This window comes from Pseudomonas sp. Wu6, assembly GCF_019891515.1.
GTDB classification, from domain to species: Bacteria; Pseudomonadota; Gammaproteobacteria; order Pseudomonadales; family Pseudomonadaceae; genus Aquipseudomonas; species Aquipseudomonas orientalis_A.
The window spans coordinates 121,597-147,885 of record NZ_JAFLXH010000005.1 but is presented as its reverse complement, the minus strand read 5'-3'; the positions used below and the strand labels follow the sequence as shown (position 1 = coordinate 147,885).

Annotated in this window: 22 protein-coding genes; 17 read left to right on the top strand and 5 right to left on the bottom strand. The window is 62.3% G+C overall.

Features of this window, described 5'->3' with window-relative positions; translation table 11 throughout:
* Window positions 1-56: 56 nt before the first annotated feature.
* The 9 genes from algK (at window position 57) to J1G34_RS05045 (ending at window position 12,335) form a co-directional block, all read left to right on the top strand.
* Window positions 57-1,436 (top strand): alginate biosynthesis TPR repeat lipoprotein AlgK, encoded by a 1,380-nt coding sequence (algK, locus tag J1G34_RS05085; RefSeq protein WP_065885860.1) that lies wholly within the window; start codon window positions 57-59, stop codon window positions 1,434-1,436.
* Window positions 1,433-2,920, top strand: a complete 1,488-nt coding sequence (locus J1G34_RS05080) for an alginate export family protein (protein ID WP_065885859.1) — start codon at window positions 1,433-1,435, stop codon at window positions 2,918-2,920. Before algK ends, J1G34_RS05080 begins: the two co-directional genes overlap by 4 nt.
* Window positions 2,920-4,488: a mannuronan 5-epimerase AlgG gene (algG, locus tag J1G34_RS05075; RefSeq protein WP_222993471.1), complete on the top strand. Its 1,569-nt coding sequence runs from the start codon at window positions 2,920-2,922 to the stop codon at window positions 4,486-4,488. Before J1G34_RS05080 ends, algG begins: the two co-directional genes overlap by 1 nt.
* A gap of 11 nt (window positions 4,489-4,499) precedes the next feature.
* The gene (locus J1G34_RS05070; RefSeq protein ID WP_065897371.1) at window positions 4,500-5,948 is read left to right on the top strand and encodes an alginate O-acetyltransferase; all 1,449 of its coding nucleotides are present in this window, start codon (window positions 4,500-4,502) and stop codon (window positions 5,946-5,948) included.
* An 8-nt stretch (window positions 5,949-5,956) separates the two neighbouring features.
* A complete protein-coding gene (locus tag J1G34_RS05065) occupies window positions 5,957-7,066 on the top strand; it encodes a mannuronate-specific alginate lyase (protein ID WP_065895314.1) in 1,110 nt (369 codons plus the stop codon).
* Window positions 7,067-7,257: 191 nt separating this feature from the next.
* Window positions 7,258-8,790 (top strand): MBOAT family O-acyltransferase, encoded by a 1,533-nt coding sequence (locus tag J1G34_RS05060; RefSeq protein WP_065895313.1) that lies wholly within the window; start codon window positions 7,258-7,260, stop codon window positions 8,788-8,790.
* A gap of 11 nt (window positions 8,791-8,801) precedes the next feature.
* Window positions 8,802-9,989: an alginate O-acetyltransferase gene (locus J1G34_RS05055; protein ID WP_222993469.1), complete on the top strand. Its 1,188-nt coding sequence runs from the start codon at window positions 8,802-8,804 to the stop codon at window positions 9,987-9,989.
* Window positions 9,990-10,005: 16 nt separating this feature from the next.
* Window positions 10,006-10,662, top strand: a complete 657-nt coding sequence (locus J1G34_RS05050; RefSeq protein ID WP_016978194.1) for an alginate O-acetyltransferase AlgF — start codon at window positions 10,006-10,008, stop codon at window positions 10,660-10,662.
* Window positions 10,663-10,883: 221 nt separating this feature from the next.
* A complete protein-coding gene (locus J1G34_RS05045) occupies window positions 10,884-12,335 on the top strand; it encodes a mannose-1-phosphate guanylyltransferase/mannose-6-phosphate isomerase (protein WP_065895311.1) in 1,452 nt (483 codons plus the stop codon).
* 92 nt (window positions 12,336-12,427) lie between these two features.
* Here J1G34_RS05045 and J1G34_RS05040 read toward each other — a convergent pair whose 3' ends face one another.
* The gene (locus tag J1G34_RS05040) at window positions 12,428-12,910 is read right to left on the bottom strand and encodes a hypothetical protein (RefSeq protein WP_128875760.1); all 483 of its coding nucleotides are present in this window, start codon (window positions 12,908-12,910) and stop codon (window positions 12,428-12,430) included.
* Between the two features lie 195 nt (window positions 12,911-13,105).
* Between J1G34_RS05040 and J1G34_RS05035 the strand changes: the two genes are divergently transcribed.
* From J1G34_RS05035 to J1G34_RS05025, 3 genes are read left to right on the top strand one after another with little or no spacing between them, the layout of a single operon-like run.
* On the top strand, window positions 13,106-13,570 hold the full coding sequence (locus J1G34_RS05035) for a multidrug transporter (RefSeq protein WP_122560593.1): 465 nt from the start codon (window positions 13,106-13,108) through the stop codon (window positions 13,568-13,570).
* Between the two features lie 14 nt (window positions 13,571-13,584).
* Window positions 13,585-14,397 carry an SDR family oxidoreductase gene (locus tag J1G34_RS05030; protein ID WP_065895308.1) on the top strand — a complete coding sequence of 271 codons (813 nt, stop codon included), beginning with the start codon at window positions 13,585-13,587 and terminating at the stop codon, window positions 14,395-14,397.
* On the top strand, window positions 14,398-14,799 hold the full coding sequence (locus J1G34_RS05025) for a DUF4440 domain-containing protein (RefSeq protein WP_065936804.1): 402 nt from the start codon (window positions 14,398-14,400) through the stop codon (window positions 14,797-14,799).
* Window positions 14,800-15,283: 484 nt separating this feature from the next.
* Here the strand turns inward: J1G34_RS05025 and J1G34_RS05020 are convergent, their stop codons facing one another.
* The 4 genes from J1G34_RS05020 to J1G34_RS05005 are packed head-to-tail and all read right to left on the bottom strand — an operon-like array spanning window position 15,284 to window position 20,044.
* On the bottom strand, window positions 15,284-16,144 hold the full coding sequence (locus J1G34_RS05020) for an efflux RND transporter periplasmic adaptor subunit (protein WP_065897335.1): 861 nt from the start codon (window positions 16,142-16,144) through the stop codon (window positions 15,284-15,286).
* A gap of 10 nt (window positions 16,145-16,154) precedes the next feature.
* Entirely contained in the window at window positions 16,155-16,355 is a 201-nt protein-coding gene (locus J1G34_RS05015; RefSeq protein ID WP_057724643.1) for a DUF1656 domain-containing protein, read from the bottom strand.
* Window positions 16,345-18,522: an FUSC family protein gene (locus J1G34_RS05010; RefSeq protein ID WP_222993467.1), complete on the bottom strand. Its 2,178-nt coding sequence runs from the start codon at window positions 18,520-18,522 to the stop codon at window positions 16,345-16,347. The genes J1G34_RS05015 and J1G34_RS05010 overlap by 11 nt, the downstream gene beginning before the upstream one ends.
* A gap of 10 nt (window positions 18,523-18,532) precedes the next feature.
* Window positions 18,533-20,044, bottom strand: a complete 1,512-nt coding sequence (locus J1G34_RS05005) for an efflux transporter outer membrane subunit (RefSeq protein ID WP_222993466.1) — start codon at window positions 20,042-20,044, stop codon at window positions 18,533-18,535.
* A 230-nt stretch (window positions 20,045-20,274) separates the two neighbouring features.
* Here J1G34_RS05005 and J1G34_RS05000 point away from each other — a divergent pair, with 230 nt between their 5' ends.
* From J1G34_RS05000 to J1G34_RS04980, 5 genes are all read left to right on the top strand, one after another.
* A complete protein-coding gene (locus tag J1G34_RS05000) occupies window positions 20,275-22,470 on the top strand; it encodes a hypothetical protein (protein WP_222993464.1) in 2,196 nt (731 codons plus the stop codon).
* Between the two features lie 74 nt (window positions 22,471-22,544).
* The gene (locus tag J1G34_RS04995) at window positions 22,545-23,513 is read left to right on the top strand and encodes a LysR family transcriptional regulator (protein WP_065885842.1); all 969 of its coding nucleotides are present in this window, start codon (window positions 22,545-22,547) and stop codon (window positions 23,511-23,513) included.
* Between the two features lie 175 nt (window positions 23,514-23,688).
* Entirely contained in the window at window positions 23,689-24,663 is a 975-nt protein-coding gene (locus J1G34_RS04990) for a 2-hydroxyacid dehydrogenase (RefSeq protein ID WP_065892604.1), read from the top strand.
* A gap of 173 nt (window positions 24,664-24,836) precedes the next feature.
* Entirely contained in the window at window positions 24,837-25,739 is a 903-nt protein-coding gene (locus J1G34_RS04985) for a chemotaxis protein CheV (RefSeq protein WP_065885840.1), read from the top strand.
* Window positions 25,740-25,742: 3 nt separating this feature from the next.
* A complete protein-coding gene (locus tag J1G34_RS04980) occupies window positions 25,743-26,225 on the top strand; it encodes a GNAT family N-acetyltransferase (RefSeq protein WP_222993462.1) in 483 nt (160 codons plus the stop codon).
* The last annotated feature ends 64 nt before the right edge of the window (window positions 26,226-26,289 follow it).

Genomic DNA, 26,289 nt, shown 5'->3' with positions numbered 1-26,289 from the left:
TTTCAAGAACAACACAATCCCTGTGGGAGCGGGCTTGCCACAAAAAACCCTCCCACATGGGTTCGGTGGCGTTGCTGGCGGTTGCGGTGAGCCTGGCCGGTTGTGCCGGCCTGCCCGACCAACGCCTGGCCAATGAAGCGCTCAAGCGTGGCGACACCGTCACCGCCCAGCAGAATTACCAGCAACTGGCAGACCTGGGCTACAGCGAGGCCCAGGTGGGCCTGGCCGATATCCAGGTCGGTACCCGCGATCCGGCGCAAATCAAACAGGCCGAAGCCACTTACCGCGCAGCGGCGGACACTTCGCCCCGGGCCCAGGCGCGCCTGGGTCGCCTGCTGGTGGCCAAGCCCGGCGCCACCGAAGCTGAACACCATGAAGCCCAAACGTTGCTGAAAAAAGCCTTTGCCAATGGCGAAGGCAATACCCTGATTCCGCTGGCGATGCTGTACCTGCAATACCCGCACAGCTTCCCCGACGTAAACGCCCAGCAACAGATCAGCCAATGGCAGGCCGCCGGTTACCCGGAAGCCGGCCTGGCCCAGGTGCTGCTGTACCGCACCCAGAACACCTACGACCAGCATCTGGATGATGTCGAGCGCATCTGCAAGGCGGCGCTCAACACCACCGATATCTGCTACGTCGAGCTGGCCACCGTCTACCAGAAAAAAGCCGAGCCGGAAAAACAGGCCGAGCTGCTCAAGCAGATGGAAGCAGGCTACAGCCGTGGCACCGTCACCGCCCAGCGCGTCGACAGCGTCGCCCGCGTACTCGGCGATGCCACCCTCGGCACGCCGGACGAGAAAACCGCCCAGGCGTTGCTGGAAAAAATCGCCCCGGGTTACCCCGCGTCCTGGGTCAGCCTGGCGCAACTGCTCTACGACTTCCCCGAACTGGGCGACGTCGACCAGATGATGAAGTACCTGGACAACGGCCGCGCCGCCGACCAGCCACGCGCCGAGCTGTTGCTGGGCAAGCTTTACTACGAGGGCAAATGGGTGCCGGCCGACGCCAAGGCTGCCGAGGCGCATTTCGAGAAAGCCGTGGGCCGTGAAGTGGCCGCCGATTACTACCTCGGCCAGATCTACCGCCGTGGCTACCTGGGCAAGGTCTACTCGCAAAAAGCCCTGGACCACCTGCTGACCGCAGCGCGCAACGGCCAGAACAGCGCCGATTTCGCCATTGCCCAACTGTTTTCCCAGGGCAAGGGCACCAAGCCCGACCCGCTCAACGCCTATGTTTTCAGCCAACTGGCCAAGGCCCAGGACACGCCGGAAGCCAATGAGCTGGCCACCCAGCTCGAAGCCCCGCTGACGCCTGAGCAACGCGCCGAAGGCCAACGCCTGGTGCAACAGGAGCTGGCCGCCCGCGGCACCCTGGCCCAAAGCACGCTGCAACTGCACGCCCTGCAAGAAGAAGACGGCGAGGAATCCCTATGAAGCTCAATCCATTCGTCAAGGCCGGCATCGGCCTGTCCTTCGCCCTGCTGTGGTCGTGCCCGACCCTGGCCGCGCTGACCGAAGCCAAGAACTTCGGCCTGGAAGTCAAAGCCACCGCGCAGTCCGAAGACGACCGCGACCTGGGCACTCAGAAAGGCGGCGACGTCAACGGTATCGGCCTCGACCTGCGCCCGTGGATCTACGGCGAAAGCGGCGCGTGGAGCGCCTACGCCATGGGCCAGGCGGTGGCCTCCAGCGACATTATCGAGACCGACACCCTGCAACAGTCGGCGGATGACACGACCGAACAATCGAGCAACGACGACCGCAAGGCGAAGAAAAACTATCTGGCCCTGCGCGAGTTCTGGGTCGGCTACAGCGGCTTCACGCCCTACCCCGGCGAGATCCTCAAGTTCGGTCGCCAGCGCCTGCGCAATGACGACGGTCAATGGCGCGACACCAACATCGAAGCGCTGAACTGGACCTTCGACACCACCCTGCTCAAGGCCAACGTCGGCGCCGCCGAACGCTTCAGCGAATACCGCACCGACCTCAAGGAACTGTCGCCGGTCGACAAGGACCGCCAGCACTTCTACGCCGACGCCGCCTACCAATGGACGCCGGGCCAGTGGATCGGCCTGCGCGGGCACCATACCCATGACGACGGCAAGCTCGACTACGCCGAACCGGGCGTGGCCAGCGACCCATTGGACAAGCGCGAAAACGGCGACCTGACCTGGCTCGGCATCGAAGCCAACAGCGACGCCTATAACTGGCGCAACACCAACACGGTCAACTACTGGGCCAGCATCACCGGCATGAAGGGCGACCGCGACACGGTCAACGCCTTGAACGCCGATGGCAGCCGCCCGACCAATGCCAAGCGCAGTGATGACGTCAGCGGCTGGGCCACCGATATCGGCGTGCGCCTGCGCCTCGATCCGCAGTGGCAAGTGGGCGCGGCCTATTCGCGCGCCAGCGCCGAATACGAACAGAACGGCCTGCAAAGCAACCGTTCAAACTGGACCGGCACCCAGTCCCGCGTGCACCGCTTCGGCGAGGCGTTTCGCGGCGAGATGAACAACATGCAGTCCATGAGCCTGTTCGGTTCCTGGCAACTGCGCGAGGACTACGACGCCAGCCTGGTGTACCACAAGTTCTGGCGCGTCGACGGCAACAAGCCGGTGGGCAGCAACGGCATCGATGCGGTGCAGAACAACACCGACGACGTGACCGGCGCAATCCTCTCCAGCACCTCCCTGCCCCTTGAAGACGGCAAGAAGGACCTTGGCCAGGAGATGGACCTGGTCGTCACCAAGTACTTCAAGAAAGGCTTGCTGCCCGCCGCGCTGAGCCAGTCGATCGACGAGCCCTCGGCCCTGGTGCGCTTGCGTGCCGGCGTGTTCAAGCCGGGCGACGCCTATGGCAGCCAGGTCGACTCCTACATGCACCGCGCCTTTGTCGACGTGGTCTGGAAATTCTGATGGGAGCCTGCGCAATGAATGCTCAAAGCCTACTCGTCGCGGCAATGCTGGTGGCCAGTGCCCCAGCGTTTGCCGACACGGCGGCCAAGGCGCCGACCATCGCCAAGGAACTGCAACAGGCCAAGACCTACACCATTTCCAGCCCGCCCACCGCGCCGCTGGAAATGGCCAAGCCGACGCTGCCCGACCTGTCGGGCTACACCGCTGCGGCCATGGAAAAAAAGATCGTCAGAAGCAAACCGGGCAAGATCAGCATCCGCCGCATGATGCAGGAAGACGCGCTCAAGGACTTTATCGGCGGCGACAACAAGATGGCCGAATGGGTGGTGCGCCAGCATGGCATTCCCCAGGCAATCTTTGTCGACGACGGCTACATGAACCTCAAGGACCTGCTGGGCAAGGTGCCCAAGCAGTACTTCAGCGAGACATCGCCTGGCGTGTTCCTGGCCAAGTTGCCCATCGTGGTCGGTCGTAAAGGCATCCTCGATATCGACAAGAACACCCAGGAACTGCGCCTGTCCCAGCAAGCCGGTTCGTTCCTGATCAACGACGGCCAACTGTTCGTGCGTGACACCAAGGTCACCGGTTGGGATGAAAAAACCAACGGCCCGGCGCTGTTCAAGTCGCCCAAGGAGTTCCGCCCGTTCCTGCTGGCCTGGGGCGGCACCGAGACTTATATCTCCAAGACCAAGATGGCCAGCTTCGGCTATGCCAACAGTAAGTCGTACGGGGTGAGTATTTCCCAGTACACGCCGAACATGGCCAAGGTGCTCAAGCGTCCAGAGCCGACCGGCTGGATCATTGATTCCGAGTTCTCGGACATGTGGTACGGCTTCTACTGCTACGAGACCACAGGCTTTGTGATCAAGGGTAATACCTACAAGGACAACATCGTCTACGGCATTGACCCCCATGACCGTTCCCACGGCCTGATCATCGCCGACAACACCGTGTACGGCACGAAGAAGAAGCACGGCATCATCATTTCCCGGGAAGTGAACGACAGCTTCATCTTCAACAACCGCAGCTACGACAACAAACTGTCGGGCCTGGTGATCGACCGTAACAGCGTGAACAACCTGATCGTCGACAACGAGATCTACCGCAACCACACCGACGGCATCACCCTCTATGAGAGCGGTGACAACCTGCTCTGGGGCAACAAGGTGATCAGCAACCGTCGCCACGGCATACGCGTGCGTAACAGCGTGAACATCAAGCTCTACGAAAACACCGCCATGGCCAACGGCCTGACCGGCGTGTACGGCCACATCAAGGACTTGACCGACACCGATCGTGACATCGCCCTCGACCCGTTCGACGCCAAGGTCTCGCTGATCGTGGTCGGCGGTGAGCTGGCGGGTAACGGCAGCGGACCGCTGTCCATCGACTCGCCGTTGAGTATCGAGCTGTACCGCGTATCGATGCTGGCGCCGACCAAATCCAGCGGCATCAGCTTCTCCGGCATTCTGGGCGAGCGCCAGGAAGAAATTCTCGACCTGCTGGTGCGCCAGCAGAAAGCCGTGCTGATCGACCCCGTCGAACGCCAGACCGAACTGCAGGACTGAGGATGACCCTTATGCACCCACACATGATCAAACTGCTGAGCCTCTCGGGTCTGACCCTCGGCCTGCTCGCGGCCAGCCAGGGCGTGCGCGCCGATGAAGTGAAGGCACCGACCTTCACCGCCGAACCGTGCTGCAGCCTGTGCCCGGCCGCCCACGACGCGAAGAATTACACCACGCGCTACCAGCAGAACTTCACCACCCTGGTGCAAGCCCAGGGCGACTGGCTGTTCCGTACCCAGGAAGACCTGCGCACCGAATTCGACACCACGCCGGCCGGCTACAAGCGCATGCAGCAGTTGCACGATGCGTTCAAGAGCAAGGGCGTGGAACTGGTGGTGGTCTACCAGCCGACCCGTGGCCTGGTGAACCGCAACAAGCTCAACCCCGAAGAAAAAGCCGCGTTCGATTTCGACAAGGCCCTGGGCAACTACAAAACCATGCTCGGCCGTTTCGCCAAGATGGGCTATGTGGTGCCGGACCTGTCGCCGCTCACCAACGAGCAACTGCCCGACGAATTGCCGGCCCATGATTTCTACTTCCGTGGCGACCAGCACTGGACCCCGTACGGCGCCCAGCGCACCGCAAAAATCGTCGCGGCCAAGGTCAAGCAGATGCCGCAGTACGCGGAAATCCCCAAGCGCGAATTCGAGACCAAGCGTTCGGGCCGCATGGGCAAGACCGGCACCCTGCACAACATGGCCGGGCAACTGTGCGGCACCAGCTACGCGATCCAGTACATGGACCAGTTCACCACCGAACCCAAGGGTGAAGCCGGTGACGGCGACCTGTTCGGCGATTCGGGCGACCCGCAGATCACCCTGGTGGGCACCAGCCACAGCGGCAAGAACTACAACTTCGCCGGTTTCCTGCAGGAAGAAATCGGTGCCGACATCCTCAATGTCGCCTTCCCTGGCGGTGGCCTGGAAGGCTCGATGATCCAGTACCTGGGCAGCGAAGAGTTCCAGAAAAACCCGCCGAAGATCCTCATCTGGGAATTCTCGCCGCTGTACCGTCTCGACCAGGAAACCATCTACCGCCAGATGATGGCGCTGCTCGACAACGGCTGCGAAGGCAAGGCCGCGCAGATGTCGGCCAGCACCACATTGAAACCGGGCAAAAACGAACTGATGGTCAACAGCGCGAACAAAGACCTGCGCAATGCCACCCATCAGGTCGATATCCGCTTCGCCGATCCGTCGGTGAAAACCTTGCAAGCCACCCTCTGGTACATGAACGGGCGCCACGAGGACATCAAGATCGAGAAACCCGAAACATCCGATACAGACGGGCGTTTCGCCTTTGAACTGCGCACCGATGAAGACTGGGCCTCGCAGAACTTGCTGGCCGTGGAAGTGCAGGGCCCGGAAAAGGGCGCTGCCGCGCAGAAAGTCGAAGCGAAAATTTGCACACGCAACGTATTCCCAAGCGGTGGTCAGCAGACCGCCCAACTCGGGAAGTGAGGTTACCTATGCAAAAGTTACTGCTCCCCACCCTGCTGGGCCTGGCCATGTTTGCCGGCGCCGTGAATGCGGCCGCGCCACTGCGTCCGCCCCAGGGCTATTTCGCCCCGATCGAAGCGTTCAAGACCGGCGACTTCAAGGAAAACTGCGACACCATGCCGACGCCCTACACCGGGCCGTTGCAGTTTCGCAGCAAGTACGAAGGCTCGGACAAGGCTCGCTCGACACTGAATGTGCAGTCGGAAAAAGCCTTTCGCGACAGCACCGCCGACATCACCAAGCTGGAGAAAGACACCAGCAAACGCGTGATGCAGTTCATGCGTGACGGCCGCCCAGAGCAGCTCGAATGCACGCTGAACTGGCTGGTGTCGTGGGCCAAGGCCGATGCCTTGATGTCCAAGGACTTCAACCACACCGGCAAGTCCATGCGCAAATGGGCACTGGGCAGCATGGCCTCGGCCTATGTGCGCCTGAAGTTCTCCGAGTCGCACCCGCTGGCCAACCACCAGCAGGAATCGCAACTGATCGAAGCCTGGTTCAACAAACTGGCCGATCAGGTGGTGAGCGACTGGGACAACCTGCCGCTGGAAAAAACCAACAACCATTCCTACTGGGCCGCCTGGTCGGTGATGGCGACCTCCATCGCCACCAACCGCCGCGACCTGTTTGACTGGGCCGTCAAGGAATACAAGGTCGGTGTGAACCAGGTCGACGACCAGGGCTTCCTGCCGAACGAACTGAAGCGTCAGCAACGCGCCCTGTCGTACCACAACTACGCCCTGCCGCCGCTGTCGATGATCGCCAGTTTTGCCCTGGTCAACGGCGTGGACCTGCGCCAGGAAAACAACAGCGCGCTCAAGCGCCTGGGCGACAAGGTGCTGGCCGGGGTCAAGGACCCGGACATCTTCGAACAGAAGAACGGCAAGGAGCAGGACATGAAGGACTTGAAGCAGGACATGAAATTCGCCTGGCTCGAGCCTTTCTGCACCCTCTACACCTGTGCCCCGGAGGTGATCGAGCGCAAGCATGGCATGCAACCGTTCAAGACCTTCCGCCTGGGCGGCGACCTGACCAAGGTCTACGACCCGACGCATGAAAAAGGCAACAAAGGCAGCTAGTCGCTGATCGTTCCCACGCTCTGCGTGGGAATGCAGCACGGGACGCTCCGCGTCCCAAAGCGTGACGCAGAGCGTCACAAGAGGCATTCCCACGCAGAGCGTGGGAACGATCAAAGCCTCCCCCGAATTTCGCGGGGGGGTTTGGGGGGGCTGCGGCCCTTGACTGTTGGTTTAAACATGGAGAGATCGGGATGGTTTTCTCGTCCAACGTGTTCCTGTTTCTGTTCTTGCCGATCTTTCTCGGCTTGTACTACTTGAGCGGGCAACGCTATCGCAACCTGCTGCTGCTGATTGCCAGCTACGTGTTCTACGCCTGGTGGCGAGTGGACTTCCTGGCGCTGTTCGCCGCCGTGACGCTGTGGAATTACTGGATCGGCCTCAAGGTCGGTGCCGCCGGCGTGCGCACCCAACCGGCGCAGCGCTGGCTGCTGCTCGGCGTGGCCGTCGACCTGTGCATCCTCGGCTACTTCAAGTACGCCAACTTCGGCGTCGACAGCATCAATGTGATGATGAAGTCGGCGGGCCTGGAGCCGTTTATCCTCACCCACGTGCTGTTGCCGATCGGGATCTCGTTCTACATCTTCGAGTCCATCAGCTACATCATCGACGTGTATCGCGGCGACACCCCGGCAACCCGCAACCTGATCGACTTCGCGGCGTTCGTGGCGATCTTCCCGCACCTGATCGCCGGCCCCGTGTTGCGCTTTCGCGACCTGGCCGACCAGTTCAACAACCGCACCCACACTCTCGACAAGTTCTCCGAAGGCTGCACGCGGTTCATGCAGGGTTTCATCAAGAAAGTCTTCATCGCCGATACCCTGGCGGTGGTGGCCGACCACTGCTTCGCCCTGCAAAACCCGACCACGGGTGACGCCTGGCTCGGCGCGCTGGCCTACACCGCGCAGCTGTACTTCGACTTCTCCGGCTACAGCGACATGGCCATCGGCCTGGGCTTGATGATGGGTTTCCGCTTCATGGAAAACTTCAAGCAGCCGTACATCAGCCAGTCGATCACCGAGTTCTGGCGGCGCTGGCACATCAGCCTCTCCACCTGGCTGCGTGACTACCTGTACATCACCCTGGGCGGCAACCGCAAAGGCACGCTGACCACCTACCGCAACCTGTTCCTGACCATGCTGCTCGGTGGCCTGTGGCACGGCGCCAACATCACCTACATCGTGTGGGGCGCCTGGCACGGCATGTGGCTGGCGATTGAAAAAGCCATCGGCCTCAATACGGCGCCACGCAGCTTCAACGTGCTGCGCTGGGCCTTCACCTTCCTGCTGGTGGTGATGGGCTGGGTGATCTTCCGTGCCGAAAACCTGCACGTCGCCGGGCGTATGTACGGTGCCATGTTCAGCTTCAGCGAGTGGTCGCTGTCGGAACTCAACCGCGCCAACCTCACCGGCCTGCAAGTGGCGACCCTGGTGGTGGCCTACGCAACGCTGGCGTTCTTTGGCCTGCGCGATTTCTACCGCAACCGCCCTGCCGAGAAATCCAAGCCGAGCGATCCGAGCCTGATCAAGGCCGTACCCGGCGACAACCCCGGCAGCATCCACGAGCCCGGCTTCAGCGTGGGCCGTGACGCCGCCGTGCAACCGGCCTACTGGACCGCTGACTGGCCACGCTACGCGATGCGTGCGGCGGTGCTGCTGCTGTTCGTGGCCTCGATCCTGAAACTGTCGGCGCAGAGTTTCTCGCCGTTCCTTTACTTCCAATTCTGAGGGAGCCGACCATGACCCGTTCATTACGCATCCTCTATATCAGCCTGTTCCTGGTGCTGCTGCTGGCGCTGGGCGTCTGGTCAATGCGCAGTTTCCTGGGCTTCAGCACCAACGCCGATGCCACGGTGCTCAACGGGCGCTGGACCAAGGCCGTCGAGACCCATTACGACGAGGCGTTCCCGATCAAGCGCCTGGGCACCAACCTGTGGGCGGCGCTGGACTACAAGCTGTTCAACGAAGGTCGCCCTGGTGTGGTGCTGGGCCGCGATCACTGGCTGTACAGCGACGAGGAATTCAACCCCGCCGTCAATGAAGACCAGAACCTGCAAGGCAACTACGCACTGGTCGAAGGCGTGCGCCAGAAGCTCAAGGCCCAGGGCATCCAACTGGTGATGGCGATCGTGCCGGCCAAGGTGCGCCTGTACCCGGAACACCTGGGCGAAGTGAAACCGGCGAGCATCCACGCCAACCTGTACCAGGATTTCCACGCCCGTGTGGCGGCAGACAACATCCCTGCCCCGGACCTGCTCGGCCCACTGCAACAGGCCAAGCTCGCCGGCAAGCAGGTGTTCCTGCGCACCGATACCCACTGGACCCCGGACGGCGCGGAAATCGCCGCCAAGCAACTGGCCAAGGCGATTGCCGACAAGACTCCGCTGAGCGGCGAGCCGCAGCGCTTTGTCACCGAAGCCGAGAAGACCGAACCGCATAAAGGCGACCTGCGTCTGTTCCTGCCCCTGGACCCGCTGTTCGAAAACCTGATGCCGCCCAAGGAGCCGCTGCAAAAACGCGTCACCCACCTGACCGAAGAGAAAGGTGATGACGCGCTGTTCAGCGACAGCGAAACCCCGGTGGCCCTGGTGGGCACCAGCTACAGCGCCAACCCCAACTGGAACTTCGTCGGCGCCCTCAAGCAAGCCCTGGGCAGCGACGTGGTCAGCTACGCCGAAGACGGCCACGGCCCGATCCTGCCGATGCTCAGCTACCTGAAAAGCGACGACTTCAAGAACAACCCGCCCCAGGTGCTGATCTGGGAGTTCCCTGAACGCTATCTGCCCGTCAACAACGAAATCGGTGATGCCGACCCCGCGTGGGTTGCGCAGCTTAAACAAGCCGGTTCGCGCCAACAGAACATGGCAAGCAACACCCCTGCTTTTAAAAATCAGAAATCCGAGACGCCCGACCGGGCGCAAAACTGAAAGAGAGGTAACTCACATGACTTTCACTACAACTCCTCGTCGTCTCGCCAAGACCCTGGCTATCGCCGCCGGCCTGAGCTTCGTATCCATGTCCGCCTTCGCCGGTGGTGATGCCGCGCTCTACGGCCCAACGGCGCCGAAAGGCTCGAGCTTCGTGCGCATCTACAACGCCAGCAACCAGGAAGTCAGCGCCACGGTCGGCGCCACCAACCTCAGCGACGTTGCGCCACTGGCCAGCAGCGACTTCAGCTTCATGCCGGGCGGCGACTACAGCGCCAAGGTCGGCAGCCAGACCGTACCGGTCAAGCTCGCCGCCGATCACTACTACACCCTGGTCAACAGCGGCAGCGGCCAGCCTCAGTTGATCGAGGAACCACCGTTCAAGAACAAGCAGAAATCCCTGGTGCGCGTGCAGAACCTCAGCGACAAGGCCCTGACCTTGAAGACTGCCGACGGCAAGACCGACGTGGTCAAGTCGGTGGCGGCCAAGGGCCGTGGCGAACGTGAAATCAACCCGGTGAAGGTGAGCCTGGCGTTGTATGACGGTGACAAGAAAGTCGGCGATGTGAAGCCGGTTGCCCTGGAGCGCGGTGAGGCAGCGGTGCTGTACGTCACCGGTTCCGGTTCAAGCCTGTCGCCGGTCTGGGTGAAACGCCCAGTGTCGACCCGCTGATTATTTCCCGAACTGAACGCAATCTACTGCAGGAGCAGGCTTGCCCGCGAAGAACGTCAACGATGACGCAGCGCCTTTGGTTATCGCGCTGCTCTCAGGTTTTTCGCGAGCAAGCTCGCTCCTACAGGGGATCGAGGCGCCGGTTCGGACCGAGACAAAAACAAGAGTGAAACGACAAACCTTCGTAGCTCTGACCCAAACTGATTCAAGGAGAAACACCCATGATTCCAGTCATCCTTTCCGGTGGTAGCGGCTCACGTCTTTGGCCGCTTTCGCGTAAACAGTTCCCCAAGCAATTCCTGGCCTTGACCGGCGAGCACACGTTGTTCCAGCAAACCCTGGAACGCCTGGTGTTCGAAGGCATGGACTCCCCCATCGTGGTCTGCAACAAGGACCACCGTTTTATCGTCAACGAGCAACTGAGCGCGCGCAAGCTTGAGTGCCAGCGCATCCTGATGGAGCCGTTCGGCCGCAACACCGCGCCGGCCGTGGCCCTGACCGCGATGATGCTGGTCAATGAAGGCCGTGACGAGCTGATGCTGGTGCTGCCTGCCGACCACGTGATCGACGACCAGAAAGCCCTGCAACGCGCCCTGGCCCTGGCCACCGTGGCCGCCGAGCGCGGCGAGATGGTGCTGTTCGGCGTGCCGGCAACCCGTCCGGAAACCGGTTACGGCTACATCAAGTCCAGCAACGATTCACTGCTGCCTGAAGGCGTAAGCCGCGTGCAGCAGTTCGTGGAAAAACCCGATGAAAAACGCGCCGTCGAGTTCGTCAAAAGCGGCGGCTATTTCTGGAACAGCGGCATGTTCCTGTTCCGCGCCAGTCGTTTTCTGGAAGAGCTGAAAAAGCACGACCCGGACATCTACGACACCTGCGTGCTGACCCTCGAACGCAGCGAGCAGACCGCCGACACCGTGACCTTCGACGAAGCCACCTTCGCCTGCTGCCCGGACAACTCCATCGACTACGCCGTGATGGAAAAAACCCAGCGCGCCTGTGTGGTGCCGTTGAGCGCCGGCTGGAGCGACGTGGGCTGCTGGGCCTCGCTGTGGGCGGTCAATGACAAAGACGCCAACGGCAACGTGAGCAAAGGCGACGTGGTGATCCAGGACAGCCGCAACTGCATGGTGCATGGCAACGGCAAGCTGGTCTCGGTGATCGGCCTGGACAACATCGTGGTGGTGGAAACCAAGGACGCGATGATGATTGCTCACAAGGACAAGGTCCAGGGCGTCAAGCAGATGGTCAACACCCTTAACGAGCAAGGCCGCAGCGAGACCCAGAATCACTGTGAAGTCTATCGTCCGTGGGGCTCCTACGACTCGGTGGACATGGGCGGGCGTTTCCAGGTCAAGCACATCTCGGTCAAGCCGGGCGCCTGCCTGTCGCTGCAGATGCACCACCACCGCGCCGAGCACTGGATCGTGGTCAGCGGCACCGCTGAAGTCACCTGTGACGACAACGTGTTCCTGCTCTGCGAGAACCAGTCCACCTACATCCCTATCGCTTCGGTGCACCGTCTGCGCAACCCGGGCAAGATCCCGCTGGAGATCATCGAGGTGCAATCGGGCAGCTACCTGGGCGAAGACGATATCGAGCGTTTCGAAGATATCTACGGTCGCTCCACGCCGATTGAACGTGGCGTGTCAGTGAAAACTATTGCGCAATAAACGAGTCGTAACAGAAACCCCCGTCCAGCCAACTGCGTTCCCTATCCGCAGTCGGTTGGGCGGGGGTTTTTCAGCTCAGTGAGCTTCTGAACCTATGGCCTCTGATCACTTGAACGCTTCCAGTTCGATGGGGAGTAGGCGTTATAGCCCCCGCTCCCGTTAGAGCTGCTACCCGCATTGCTGTATTTATCCTTGCCGATTTCCTCGGCGCCCCTGCCCATCCATGTGGCTGCCGCACCCGCAACTTTCGCACCAAAACCACCCGACCTGGCGAGCTGCTTTCCGACCCCTTGCAACATCGCGCCACCCACGGTAAGGGCTGCCCCTGCGGCTTTATCTTTGGTGTCGTTGTTGTTGAGGGCAGTGGGAAAGCGCGAACTGACCTGGTCATTGAGGCCTTGCATGACAGTCTGCCGCAAGTTCGTCAGCCCCAGGTTCTGCATACGTGGCAATGACGTTGATCCGACCTCCTGGTCAGGCGCATGAATGATTGCTGCCGCCGCGGCGGACGGGGGCGGAGCCATCGGTGCGGTAAGGGAGGTCAGCACGGGTGTAGCAATGTTTGATACGGTCATAAAGGCACCTGACTTATCGGTTGGTTACCTCCCTGGCGTCAGATCATTCCATTTAAATATGTTGTGGCAAAAAAGCTCGATGCGGTTCCCATGCCCTCGGGCCAGAGACCTGTGCACCTGGGAAAAGCATCGAGCGCAATAGGCAATCGGGGCGCCCCACGAGTAGGATGTTTGATCCCTTGTGAGGTTATCGTTATGTTCTTCGGTGTGCTGCTGATCATCACTTGGCTGATCCTGCTGCTGCGCTACCCGGCCAAGGCCTTGCCGGTATCGCTGGCCGCTGCCGTCGGCCTGGGTTTGGTGGCGGTGTGGGTGGTGTGGCTGGAAAACCGCGAAGCCGCGCAACTGGCCCGCCTGGAACTGCGCATCACCTACGCCCCGCAGGAATGCCCTGCCGACCGCCCGTTGAAGCTGGTCTTGAACAATGGCAACGACGTGCCCCTCACCGAATTGCGTTGGCGCGTCGCGGCCTATGCACCGGGCGACACGGTGAACCTGGCCGACAACGTCTACGCCGCCCCCCGTTATCGTGGCCCCGGGGAACTGCAGGCCGGCGCCACCTGGGAAGACTGCCTGCCCACCCCGCCACTGCGCCCCGGCTATCGCCCGCAAACCCTGGAATTTCGCGCCGAGCACCTGCAAGGCAGTTTCTCGGACTGACAAAGGATTGATCCATGCCCACCGTACTCATCACCGGTTGTTCCAGCGGCATTGGCCGTGCCCTGGCCGACAGCTTCAAAACCGCCGGCTTTAACGTTTGGGCCAGCGCCCGCCGCCCGGACGACGTCGCCGCCCTCGCCGCCGCTGGCTTCAACGCCGTGCAACTGGACGTCAACGACAGCGCCGCCTTGCAGCAACTGGCCGCACAGTTGGGCGAGCTGGACGTGCTGGTCAACAACGCCGGCTACGGGGCTATGGGCCCGCTGCTCGATGGCGGCACCGACGCCATGCAACGTCAGTTCGAAACCAATGTGTTCTCCATCGTCGGCGTCACCCAGGCGCTGTTCCCCGCGCTACGCAAGCGCAAGGGCCTGGTGGTGAATATAGGCAGCGTTTCCGGTGTACTGGTCACGCCGTTCGCCGGCGCCTACTGCGCTTCCAAAGCCGCCGTGCATGCCTTGAGCGATGCGTTGCGCATGGAGCTGGCGCCGTTCGGTGTACGGGTCATGGAAGTACAGCCCGGCGCAATCAATACAAGCTTTGCAAAAAACGCCGGCGCCCAGGCCGAATTGCTGATCAACGAACAATCGCCGTGGTGGCCGTTGCGCGAAGGTATTCGTGCGCGCAGTCAGGCGTCCCAGGACAAACCCACCCCAGCCAACGAGTTCGCGGCGGATGTGCTCAAGGCCGTGCAGCAAGCACGACCACCGCGCCTGTTGCGTTCGGGCAATGGCAGCCGCGCGTTGCCGTTGATGGCGGCGTTGTTGCCCAAGGGGTTGTTGGAAGCCGTACTGAAGAAACGCTTTGGTTTGAAGGGGAATTTGTAAATGATCGACTACAGCGATTTTTTTGAAGAAGTCATCCAGACCCACGTCGAAATCGAGCAATGGTTCGCCGGCGTCGCCCCTGAGGGCACTTTGCAGAACCTGCTCGCGCGCTTCTCTCCCGAATTCAGCATGATCGCCCCCGCCACCGGCACACGCGTCAATGCAGCCGGGGTCAACGCGCTGTTTACTCGCCTGGGCGGCATGCGTCCTGGGCTGAAAATCACCTTGAGTGAAATGGCCGGGATTGACCGGCATGCGCGCGGTGCGACGGTGACGTATCGGGAGCATCAGGTGGACAACAGCGGCACCCGGACGGATCGTCGCGCGACCGTGGTGTTTGAGAAGCAGGCGAGTGGCGCGCTGTTGTGGCGACACTTGCACGAGACGTTTATCAAAGCTTAACGCGGGTCTAAATGTGGGAGGGGGCTTGCCCCCAATTACACAACTCTGTAGCGCTCAACCGTAACCACGATGCGAAGCGAGCCGCTCTTGATCTGCTTTTGATCTTAGGCGCCCCGTTAAACCACGCTGGCCGAACGCAGGCTTGAATCCGTGGGCAACCCGGCAGGACGCAGGGTTAGCCGCACTGGGCCATGGATGGCCCATTGCGGCGGCCCACGGATTCAAGCCTTCGTTCGGGCACACCGAGCCCAAGCGAGGTGCCGAGTGGTGGGGCAAGAGCCCTTTGGTTACTTTGGGGCTTTTCCAAAGTGACCCGCCGTCAGGGCGGAACCCTAAGTGGCCGTGACCGCAGAAACGGATATGTACTCGATCCAATCCAACATCCTGGCCAGCCCAGAGGCCGCCATCGGGGGCAAGCCCCCTCCCACAGGGTCCCGCGTGGTACCTAAAAGTCGTGTAGATACTCACGCACCTCCCACATTTTTCAGTTTTGTGTTGAGTTTACGATGACTGTGCAGGTAATCCCCGCCGCCAACAACACGCCTTCGGGCACTTCATCAATATGAATCCGCACCGGCACACGCTGGGCCAAACGCACCCAGTTGAACGTCGGGTTCACATCGGCAATCAGCTCGCGGCTCTCGGGGTTGTCGCGGTCGTAGATGCCGCGCGAGATGCTTTCCACATGGCCCTTGAGCGTCTCGCCGCTCATCAATTGCATATCGGCTTTATCTCCGACTTTCACATGGGGCAGCTTGGTTTCCTCAAAGAAGCCATAGACCCAGAACGAGTTCATATCCACCACGGCCATTTTCGCTTCGCCGATGCGCGCATAGTCGCCGCGATGCACATTGAGGTTGGTGACATAACCGTCCACCGCCGCCACGACGTGGGTGCGTTTCAAGTTCAGTTCAGCGGCTTCCAGTTGCGCCAGGGCGTGCTGGTAATCGGCGAGGGCCGCATCGGCGATGTTGCTGGCGTCGTCGCGATTTTCCCGGGAGATCACCAGGGCATCCAGGTCGGCGCGGCGGTGGGCATTGAGCTTGCGCATCTCCCAGGTGGCTTTGCGTGAAGCCACCAGCGACTGCGCCTGCTTGACCGCGATGCGGTAGTGCTCGGGGTCGATCTGCATCAGCAGGTCGCCTTTTTTCACCCACTGGTTATCGCGTACCGGCACGTCCACCACCTCGCCCGTCACATCGGCCGCGACGTTGATGATGTCTGCGCGCACACGGCCGTCGCGGGTCCAGGGCGTCTGCATATAATGCACCCACAACGTGCGGCCAATCCAGATCGCCAACGCCAGCACCAGCAGGGTCGCGAGCAGGCTGAAAAATTTTTTCATCGGGGCATTCTCAACGGTAGACGCTCAGCGCCAGGGCGCCGAACAGGCAAACGAACAGGCTCAGGCGCAGCAACGCCGGGTGCCAGAAAAACCGGTACAGGTCGAACCCGGCCAGGAAGCGGTCCAGGGCCCAGGCCAGGACGGCCGCGACCAGGAACATCAGGGTCATGGTCGGCATGTAAAGGCCGTGGAAGGCGATTTCACGAGGCATTTGCAGATCCTTTCAGCGCCGCCAACGGCGATTGCGGGTCCATCAATGAGGTGCGGATAAAGTGCAGGTAGCTTTTCACCCGGCGCAGGGCCGAAGTGTCGAAGTACGGGGCGAACGGTTCGTCGGTGGCCTGCACGCGGCTGAGCGCATGGTCGACGGCGATCAAGCCGCGCTCCAGGTTGCTGGCGCTGGGTTGCAGGAACAGCCGCACCAGCGAGCGCCCCATGACGCGGATGGCCTGGCGCCACGGCTGGGACTGCGCGTACGCCGGATGCACCGGCAGGATCGCCTGTTCCTTGCGCAACTCGATGATCGCGTGACCGACCTCCAGCACCACGAACATCCAGCGCAGCAGGTCGCGCTGCACCTGCGGCTGGCCGGCGGCGAGGCCATAGGCCTGGTGCAGCAGGTCACGGGTGCGGCTTTCAAAGCTCGACGCCAGGCCCTTGAGCTTGCCGCTGATCGCGTACACCACTTGCTCGCGCAGGTCCTGCTCCAGGCGCTGCCACAGCCAGCGGCTGTTGGGCGGCAGGATGATCGCCCCGGCTGCCGCGCACACCAGCATGCCGATGACCATGGCGATGTAGTCGTTGATAAAGAGGTAGGGGTTATAGACCGTCAGGTTATCCGGCACCGAGCCGGTGCTGAAGAAGATCAGCAAGCCCACGCCGACCCCGGCGTACTGCGGGCGGGAGGCAAGGAAGGCGCCGAAGATGATCACCGGCGCGAGCATCACGCACAGCAGCGGGAAGCCATCGATCAAGGGAAACACGAAGAACATTTCGACAAAGCCCACCAGCGCACCGATCAAGGTGCCGCAGGCCATCTGGAAGGCCATGCGCTTGGGGTTGGGCGTCGCAGCGGACAGGCCGACCGTGGCGGCTGCGATCAGGGTCATGGTTGCCCCACTGGGCCAGGCAGTGGCCACCCAGTAGCTGCCGAGCACGATCAGGATGAACGAGGCGCGTATGCCGGCGGCAGCGCAGGCCAGCCAGTTGGTTTTCGGCGTATAGACCTCGTTCCAGTCTTCCCGTGCGTGACGGTGATCGGCCAGGGACGCGTGGGTTTGCGCATAGTTGTGCAGGTCGTCGACAAAGCGGTACAGCAGCTCGTAGGCGGTATGAAAATCCAGTTGCTCGGCTTCGCTGGGCTCGCCTTCCTGAAAGGTCGCGCGCAGGTTGCGCACCTTGGCGGGCAGGCTGTCCCGGTAGGCGCTGAGCACGTTGACCAGGCGCGCCGCGTCGGGGCTGGTCAGGGCGCGCGCGGAAAAACCGTCGAGCACTTCGGCCAGGTCCTGCAGGCCGGGCTTGATCGCCGCCGCCACATGATCGGCGGCGTCGGCGCGCAGTCGCGCCAGCAACTGATGCAAGGCGTTGAAGCGTGTGGTGATGCCCATGAACTCGCTGTTGAGGCGACTGAGCCGACCGTTGCGCCGGCGCATATGCGGGTCTTCGAAAACAGTGACGCTGCGCAGGCCCTCCAGGCCAACCGCTTCGGCGATAAAGCGCACGTTGGCGCTTTCAAAGACTTCACGTTGGCTGCGTCCGCGCAGGCCGTCGGTGACAAACAGCGCGAACACCCCGAAACGTTGATAGAGCGCATTGCGCATCGCGGCGCTGGAGGTTTGCGGCAGGATCGCGGCGCTGACCAGCGTCGAGCAGAGAATCCCCAGGGAGATTTCCAACACCCGCCACACCGCCGCCATAAAGGCGCCGTCCGGGTGGGCCAGGGCCGGCAAACCGACCATCGCCGCCGTGTAGCCGGCGAGCACAAACCCGTAGGCGCGAAAATTGCGATTACGCGTGGCGCCGGCGGTGCAGATGCCCACCCAGATGGCCAGGGCGCCGAGGAACAGTTCGGTGTTCTGCGCAAACAATGCGATCAGCAGCACCATCACCGCAGACCCCGCCAGCGTGCCGAGGAAGCGGTAAAAGCTCTTGGCAAACACCTGGCCGCTCTGCGGTTGCATCACGATAAACACCGTGATCATTGCGGTGCGCGGCTGCGGCAGTTCCAGGCGCATCGCCAGCCACAGGGTGAGGAATGCGGCGAGCAGCACCTTGAAGATATACACCCAGGTCACGCCATCGCTGCGTGCCCAGTCGAAAAAACCACGACGCCACTCAAGGGAGTGCAGCCAGCGCAGTGGTGCAGGCAAGGGAGTCATCGCCATCTACTCAGTGATCGAACACGGCCAGCGCCGCCGGAGTCTTGCTGGGGAGGGTTTTGTCGTTACGCGGCACATCGTCGCCGGCACCCAGGCCACCGCCCAGGGCGGTCACCAGTTCGGCGTGGGCGCTCAGGCGCGCGGCCTGTACCTGTTGCTCCAGCTGCTGCTGGCGAAACAGCAGGGTCTGGGCGTTCAGCACAGTGAGGTAGTCAGTCAGGCCACGTTGATAGGCGATGGTGGCGATGTCGTAGGTTTTCTGCGCCGACGCCACCGATTGCGCGGCAAACGACGCCTGCTTGTCCATGGACTCGCGGCGGATCAACTGGTCACTGATGCCCTTGAGCGCATTGACCAGGGTCTGGTTGTAGTGCGCCACGGCGCTGTCATAACCGGCGCTGGCTTCACCCAGCTCGGCACGCAGACGCCCACCGTCGAAGATCGGCAGGGTGATTGCCGGGCCGACGTTGTAGTTGAATTTCTTGCCCGCGACAAACGCCAGCACGCCGCCACCGGTGGCCATGTAACCGAGGCTGCCGACCAGGTCGACGTTGGGATAAAAGCCCGCGTGGGCGACATCGATACCCCGCGCCTGGGCCGCCACCTGCCAGCGACTGGCGACGACATCGGGACGCTGGCCGAGCAACTGCGCGGGCAAGGTCGAGGGCAGCCTCAACGCAGCGGCAAGCGACAGGCTCGGGCGTCGCAACTGCGCGCCCTCCCCCGGCCCTTTGCCGGCCAACGCCGCCAGCTGGTTGCGGCTCAGGGCGATTTGCTCATCCAGCGCGTCCAACTGCCGGTGGGTTTCCGGCAGCGGGGTCTGGGCCTGGCTGACGTCCAGGTGCGTGCCGATCCCGGCGCTCAGGCGCTTGTTGGCCAGGTCCAGGATCTGCTCCTGCTGGGCCAGGGTGGCCGCGACGATATCGCGTTCGGCGTAGTGCAAGGACAACTGGATATAGGCGCGCACCATGTTGTTCTGCAGCTCGAGCTGGGCCTGGCGCGCCTGGGCGACGCGCATGTGGGCGAGGTCGACGGCACGCTCGCTGGCATTGCGCTCGCGCCCCCACAGGTCAAGGGCGTAGCTCAACCCCAGGGACGCGTTGTTGTCCCAAGTGTTCGCACCGCTCAACTCACCGGGGCCATAGAACTGATCCTTCGGCCAGTTGTGGCGCTTGAGGGTGGTGTCGCTGTTGATCTGCAGGGACTCTGCCGATTCGGCCACTCCGGCCAGCGCCCGCGCTTCACGCACCCGTGCGGCGGCCATGGCCATACTGGGGCTGTCTTGCGTGGCGAGTTCAACCCAATGGTTGAGCTGTGCATCGCCGTAGGCTCGCCACCATTGCGCGGTGGGCCAATGGGCGTCGCTGGCGGCGCTCTGGATCGCTTCGTCGGTGGCCAGATGATTGGCGTCCAAGGCCTGGCCCTGGGGGCCGATACCAGAGGTTCCGATGCAGCCGCTTATTGCTAACGATAAGGCCCAAACACTGAGAGTCTTCAGCTCTCTGCTGATGCGACGCGGCACGGCTTGCGAATTCCTGAGGTGGTTGACGCGGGGAAAGTGGCGCAATTCTAGGGGGCACGACCGGGAACGATAAGCGGGCATTCCTGTGAATCTTTATTACCGTTCCGACGATAATCCAGGCGGGGCCTGCACGGTTCAGACGGTTTTCCAGAGACCCAAGAACTCCTCCTACATCGCCCGGCATTACCAGCCTTCACAATCCTGAGCCCGTCCGGCCTCAGGAACATCCGATGCTTCGCGTCCCCAGCCCAGTGTCGACTCAGCCGCCCCTGTATGACACCGCCGCAGTGCTGCAAAGGCAGCTGCATATGCAGCCGGGGCCTGCAAGCCCCGGCACGCTGCCGCTGCAAAGAGATGTGCGCTGGATCGCCGACCACATCGTGCAACAGCTGGAACCGCTTGGCGGCGATCAACGCCACCGGCTCGCCATCGAGGCGCTTCACCAGCGACTGTGCAACAGCCAACAGCGGCTGGAACTGTCGGTCGATGAGCTACCGGGTTTCTACGCCTTCTTCAAAAAGGCCGAACACCTGCTCAAGCAACATCGCACCCGCCGAGACCCGGATATCGAGGCGGACTACACACTGTGCCGCGCCCTGAAGTGGCAGTTTCGCGCAGCGATCAGCGACGGCCGGCATCAACGCCTGACGCAACGGTTACTGACGTCGCTGGCCTACGTGCGCAAGGGTGGAGAACGCAGCAACCATCGTCATATCGGCATCGACTACCCATTGGAGTCAACGCGCCAGCTCAGTGCAGGCCCGCGCCTGGCCATCGACTCGCACCTGCACACCGGCCCGGACCAGCGGGTGCACAGCACCCGTGTGATCGCCCTGCAAGGCAAGCTCAAGTCCACGCTGACGGAACTGAGTGAGGGCCGGTCTGAGCAGCACCTCAGCCTGGGACATGTGATGTCCCGCACGTATGCCAGCCTGGAGCATTACGCCGACAGCCGCAGCGGCTCGCTACGCACGTCGCTGAGCGAAAGCATCGGGCGTACGCTCGGGCAATTGCGCGAGCTGGTGAGCGACCATCGCCACCTGCATCGACACCGGGCCTATTCGGCGCTGAGCCAGCCCTACGTTCGCCAGGCACTGAAGCGTGCAGGCCTGGCCGCAGTGGAATTACCCGTCCTGCACCCGCCCTCGGCGCCGATCATCCGCGAAAAAGGCATCGCACTGACTCTACACAGCAAGGTGGCGATGGATTTTTTCAGCGTATTGAACGTGAATTCCACCCTGACGCTGACCCTGCAACGCACCCGCCTGAGCAAAGTGCTGGATATCCTCGGCCTGCACGACATGGCGCCGGCCCTGGCGCTGCAACACATGGCCGGCTCCAAACGCCAGGATGACGACGCAGTGACGCTGCTCAATGCGATGAACACCCACGTGGCCGACAGCAGCCGGCGGTTCACCCTGCGGGCCAGTGCGCGCCTGCCGGCATCCGCATTGAACCGCTGCCTGAGCGCAGACCACCGACACGCCTGCGCGCTGCTGGAACGCTATGTGCGGCTCAAGGCCAACTCGCGTATCGATCCCGAGCAGGACAACGCCATTCGGGCCCTGATCGATCAACATCGCGTATTGCTTCGACCCAATTCGTTGAAGGTGTACACGCTCACAGCCCCCTCCCGGACGCTGAGCGGCTCGTCCGGCATCACGGCGTCGTCACAGGCAGGCAGCGGCAAAGGAGTGACGATTGAAATCAGCCACCGCAAACGGGATGACCCGCATCTGAGCGGCGATTACCTGACGATCGACATTGCCCCGCTCAAACCAGCCGATGCGCTGAAAAAAAGCCTGCGCCAGGCGTTGTCGGCGATTGGCGAGCAGACCTTCGAGTGGGACCACCTGATCCACTCGATCAGCGAATCGCTGCTCAACCCCGCCAAGCCGTCGCACACTCAGGTGCTGGTTAAAATCAAGCACGGGGAGCCGGTGGTGCTGCTCACCCGTCATACGCTGAGCAAGGCGCGTGACCTGACGCTGCCGCATCCGGCCGAGCAGCACAGCGGCCTTGACCTGCAGTCCCTGCGCACCCGGAAGACCTTGCGCCAGGAGCACGTGGGCGACCAATCCCTGGACCATCTGCTGCCGGTAGCCCGACACTGCCTGCAATCCTCCAAACAATCACATGCCTGGGACGCTTACCTGCAGCAGCACGCCGATGACGTTCAGGCACTGCTCGACAGGATCGGCGAGCAACACCCTGGCACGGTGCTGAGCAGCGAACTCGACGCGCTCAAGCGCATCACTCCGGCGCTCGCCTCGGCGGTTGACACACTCACCCGGCAGGCGCGCACCGCGGCTGCGGCCCCCACTGCCGAAAACCGCAGCCAGGCGCTGGCGGCGTTCAATGCCGTGCTAGCGGGCTACCTGCCGCACTATGAGGCGAAAGTCAGTGAGGCCTGGACGCTGTCCTGAAGCGCCAGGCCGAGCGGATACACACCTGTGCGCTACTTCATGTCACAATTTGCCATCTCCCTTGAGAACACCCCATGGACACCCTGCAAAACATGCGCGCGTTCAGTTGTGTTGCAGAGGCCGGCAGCTTCACCGCCGCCGCCGCGCAACTGGACACCACCACTGCCAACGTCTCGCGCGCGGTCTCAAACCTTGAGGCCCACCTGCAAACCCGCTTGCTCAACCGCACCACCCGCCGCATTGCGTTGACCGAGGCCGGCAAACGCTATCTGCTGCGCTGTGAGCAGATCCTCGCCTACGTCGAGGAAGCCGAAGCAGAAGCCAGCGACGCCCACGCGCGCCCCGCCGGGCAATTGAAAGTGCACACCATGACCGGTATCGGCCAGCATTTCGTGATCGACGCCATCGCCCGCTACCGCCGCACCCACCCCGATGTGACCTTCGACCTGACCCTGGCCAACCGCGTGCCGGACTTGCTCGATGAGGGCTACGACGTGTCCATCGTCCTGGCCAGCGAACTGCCGGATTCGGGTTTCGTCTCGCAACGCCTGGGCATCACCTACAGCATCGCCTGCGCCTCGCCGGAGTACGTCAAGGCCAAGGGCTGCGCACAACGGCCCCAGGATTTGCTCAACCATGCCTGCCTGCGCCTGGTCAGTCCGGTGATCCAGTTGGACAAATGGACCTTCAACGGCCCTGAAGGCCAGGAAAGTGTGGCGATCAACAGCTCGCCGTTCCTGGTGAATTCGGCCGATGCGATGAAAACCGCCATCACCAGCGGCATGGGCGTCGGCCTGCTGCCGGTGTACGCCGCCATCGAAGGGCTGCGCAACGGCACGCTGGTGCGCGTGATGCCGACCTACCGTTCCCAGGAGTTGAACCTGTACGCCATCTACCCGTCGCGCCAATACCTGGATGCGAAGATCAAGACCTGGGTGGAATACCTGCGCGGTTCGCTGCCGGAAATCCTCGCGGCGCACCAGGCGGAGCTGGTGGCGTATGAGTTGAGCGGTGGTTTGGGTGGCGTGCGGATGGCGAACTGACAACCTATGTAGGAGCGAGCTTGCTCGCGAAAAACCTGAGGGCACCGCATTCAATCTGGATGAACGCGTTATCGTTGACGTTTTTCGCGAGCAAGCTCGCTCCTACAGGTTTTGTGATGAGGGGATAAATGTTAGCGTGCCAGGCATTCTTTCGTCGTCGATGAGCCCGCCAGCCATGAAAAAGACTGTCCTCGCCTTCAGCCGTGTCACGCCGCAGATGATCGAGCGCCTGCAACAGGATTTCGAGGTGATCGCGCCCAATCCCAAGCTGGGCGACATCAACGCGCAATTCAACGAAGCCCTGCCCCATGCCCATGGCTTGATCGGTGTGGGCCGCAAGCTGGGCCGCGAACAGCTTGAAGGCGCGCGCCAGCTGGAGGTGGTGTCCAGCGTGTCGGTGGGCTACGACAACTACGATGTCGCGTACTTCAATGAGCGCGGGATCATGCTCACCAATACTCCTGACGTGCTCACCGAAAGCACCGCCGACCTGGCCTTCGCGCTGTTGATGAGCAGTGCACGCCGGGTGGCCGAACTGGATGCCTGGACCAAGGCCGGCCAGTGGAAAGCCAGCGTTGGCGCACCGTTGTTCGGCTGCGATGTGCACGGCAAGACCCTGGGCATCGTCGGCATGGGCAATATCGGCGCGGCCGTGGCCCGGCGGGGGCGCCTGGGCTTCAATATGCCGATCCTGTACAGCGGCAACAGCCGCAAGAGCGCGCTGGAACAGGAGCTGGGCGCACAGTTTCGCAGCCTCGATCAATTGCTGGCCGAGGCGGATTTCGTCTGCCTGGTGGTGCCCTTGAGCGACAAGACCCGTCACCTGATCAGTCGCCGGGAACTGGCGCTGATGAAGCCCGGTGCCATCCTGATCAACATCTCCCGTGGCCCGGTGGTGGATGAGCCGGCGCTGATCGAAGCCCTGCAAACCCAGCGCATTCGTGGCGCCGGGCTGGATGTGTATGAAAAGGAACCGCTGACCGAGTCGCCACTGTTCCAACTGAGCAATGCGGTGACCCTGCCGCACATTGGTTCGGCCACCGGCGAAACCCGCGAAGCCATGGCCAACCGCGCGCTGGACAACCTGCGCAGCGCCTTGCTCGGACAGCGCCCCCAGGACCTGGTGAACCCGCAGGTGTGGAAGGGCTGACACCCCCCACTGTAGGAGCGAGCTTGCTCGCGAAAAACCTGAGAACGCCGCGTTAAACCAGATTCGCGGCGTTATCGTTGACGCTCTTCGCGAGCAAGCTCGCTCCTACAGTTTTCGGGGTCAGGGCCGATAACGGTGTATAGATCGTCATCCCTGATCCCCAGAAGGTTTTTATGTCCACCACCAAAGCCCGCGCAGATTCACTCTCGCTTCTGCTCTTTACCTTGCGCAGCGGCAAGCTGATGGCGATCAATCTGCTGAAAGTCAGCGAAATCATCCCCTGCCCTCCGCTGACCAAACTGCCGGAGTCGCACCCCCACGTCAAAGGCATTGCCACGTTGCGCGGTAACTCGTTGGCCGTGATCGACCTGAGCCGCGCCCTGGGCGAGATGCCGTTGCTGGACCCGAACGGCGGCTGCCTGATCGTCACCGATGTCAGCCGCTCCAAGCAGGGCTTGCATGTGCAGGCGGTGAGCAAGATCGTGCATTGCCTGACCACCGACATTCGTCCGCCGCCCTATGGCTCCGGCGGCAATCGCGCGTTCATTACCGGGGTCACCCAGGTGGAAGGTGGCCTGGTGCAAGTGCTGGATATCGAAAAAGTCATCCATGGCATCGCCCCGGCGCCGATCGAAGTCGCGCCGACCGACCTGACCATGGAAGAAGCCGAAGTCCTCGGCAACGCGCGCATTCTGGTGGTCGATGACAGCCAAGTGGCGCTGCAGCAATCGGTGCACACCTTGCGTAACCTCGGCCTGACCTGTCACACCGCGCGCAGCGCCAAGGAAGCCATCGATGTGCTGCTGGAGCTGCAAGGCACCGGCGAGCAGATCAATGTGGTGGTGTCGGACATCGAAATGTCCGAGATGGACGGTTATGCCCTCACCCGCACTTTGCGCGAAACCCCGGACTTCCAGCATCTCTACATATTGCTGCACACCTCCCTGGACAGCGCGATGAACAGTGAGAAAGCGCGCCTGGCCGGTGCCGATGCGGTGCTGACCAAGTTTTCCTCCCCTGAGCTGACCAAGTGCCTGGTCGTCGCTGCGCAAACCGTGGCGCAAAAGGGTTTGTAAGCCTTGGCGGAGTATTTCCAGCTGCTGCGTCGCGATCTCACCGGTAGCCTGCCCGCCCCGCAGTGGCCGGCCGGTACGCAACTGGATCACTACCGCGATGAATTGGCCCCGGCCATTCACGCGGTATTGCGCATGACCCAGGATCAGGGCGGTGGCCGTGTGGTGAGCCTTGAGCCGTGGCGCCGGCAATTCGTCACCGATGCCGAGTTCAACCCCAGGCTGTGCCTGGTGGCCAGCAATGCCGATGGCATGCTCGGCGTGGCCGTCTGCTGGACCAGCGCCTTTATCAAGAACCTCTCGGTCCACCCCTGCGCGCAAGGCCAGGGGCTGGGCCGGGCGTTGTTGCTGCATGCCTTCCACGTGTTCAAGCAGCGTGGCGAACCTTACGTGGATCTCAAGGTGCTGGAGCGTAATCTGCGCGCGCGGCAATTGTATGAAAGCGCAGGCATGGGCCTGGTCCTGCGCGACCTGGTTGCCGAGGACTGACGTTCACTGGCGCATAACTTGCTTCCAGATAGGCCAAGCGGTGAACAGAGGTCAAAACCCGTCA

What these genes read in the sequence shown, in the direction of transcription:
- J1G34_RS05015 (WP_057724643.1), bottom strand. Translation starts at nt 16,355, where the DNA reads ATGCCTCGTGAAATCGCCTTCCACGGCCTTTACATGCCGACCATGACC.
- J1G34_RS05050 (WP_016978194.1), top strand. Translation starts at nt 10,006, where the DNA reads ATGACTTTCACTACAACTCCTCGTCGTCTCGCCAAGACCCTGGCTATC.
- J1G34_RS04985 (WP_065885840.1), top strand. Translation starts at nt 24,837, where the DNA reads ATGTCCACCACCAAAGCCCGCGCAGATTCACTCTCGCTTCTGCTCTTT.
- J1G34_RS05065 (WP_065895314.1), top strand. Translation starts at nt 5,957, where the DNA reads ATGCAAAAGTTACTGCTCCCCACCCTGCTGGGCCTGGCCATGTTTGCC.
- J1G34_RS04990 (WP_065892604.1), top strand. Translation starts at nt 23,689, where the DNA reads ATGAAAAAGACTGTCCTCGCCTTCAGCCGTGTCACGCCGCAGATGATC.
- J1G34_RS05035 (WP_122560593.1), top strand. Translation starts at nt 13,106, where the DNA reads ATGTTCTTCGGTGTGCTGCTGATCATCACTTGGCTGATCCTGCTGCTG.
- J1G34_RS05025 (WP_065936804.1), top strand. Translation starts at nt 14,398, where the DNA reads ATGATCGACTACAGCGATTTTTTTGAAGAAGTCATCCAGACCCACGTC.
- J1G34_RS05030 (WP_065895308.1), top strand. Translation starts at nt 13,585, where the DNA reads ATGCCCACCGTACTCATCACCGGTTGTTCCAGCGGCATTGGCCGTGCC.
- J1G34_RS05045 (WP_065895311.1), top strand. Translation starts at nt 10,884, where the DNA reads ATGATTCCAGTCATCCTTTCCGGTGGTAGCGGCTCACGTCTTTGGCCG.
- algK (WP_065885860.1), top strand. Translation starts at nt 57, where the DNA reads ATGGGTTCGGTGGCGTTGCTGGCGGTTGCGGTGAGCCTGGCCGGTTGT.
- J1G34_RS05070 (WP_065897371.1), top strand. Translation starts at nt 4,500, where the DNA reads ATGCACCCACACATGATCAAACTGCTGAGCCTCTCGGGTCTGACCCTC.
- J1G34_RS05020 (WP_065897335.1), bottom strand. Translation starts at nt 16,144, where the DNA reads ATGAAAAAATTTTTCAGCCTGCTCGCGACCCTGCTGGTGCTGGCGTTG.
- J1G34_RS05060 (WP_065895313.1), top strand. Translation starts at nt 7,258, where the DNA reads ATGGTTTTCTCGTCCAACGTGTTCCTGTTTCTGTTCTTGCCGATCTTT.
- J1G34_RS05080 (WP_065885859.1), top strand. Translation starts at nt 1,433, where the DNA reads ATGAAGCTCAATCCATTCGTCAAGGCCGGCATCGGCCTGTCCTTCGCC.
- algG (WP_222993471.1), top strand. Translation starts at nt 2,920, where the DNA reads ATGGGAGCCTGCGCAATGAATGCTCAAAGCCTACTCGTCGCGGCAATG.
- J1G34_RS05040 (WP_128875760.1), bottom strand. Translation starts at nt 12,910, where the DNA reads ATGACCGTATCAAACATTGCTACACCCGTGCTGACCTCCCTTACCGCA.
- J1G34_RS05000 (WP_222993464.1), top strand. Translation starts at nt 20,275, where the DNA reads ATGCTTCGCGTCCCCAGCCCAGTGTCGACTCAGCCGCCCCTGTATGAC.
- J1G34_RS05010 (WP_222993467.1), bottom strand. Translation starts at nt 18,522, where the DNA reads ATGACTCCCTTGCCTGCACCACTGCGCTGGCTGCACTCCCTTGAGTGG.
- J1G34_RS05055 (WP_222993469.1), top strand. Translation starts at nt 8,802, where the DNA reads ATGACCCGTTCATTACGCATCCTCTATATCAGCCTGTTCCTGGTGCTG.
- J1G34_RS04995 (WP_065885842.1), top strand. Translation starts at nt 22,545, where the DNA reads ATGGACACCCTGCAAAACATGCGCGCGTTCAGTTGTGTTGCAGAGGCC.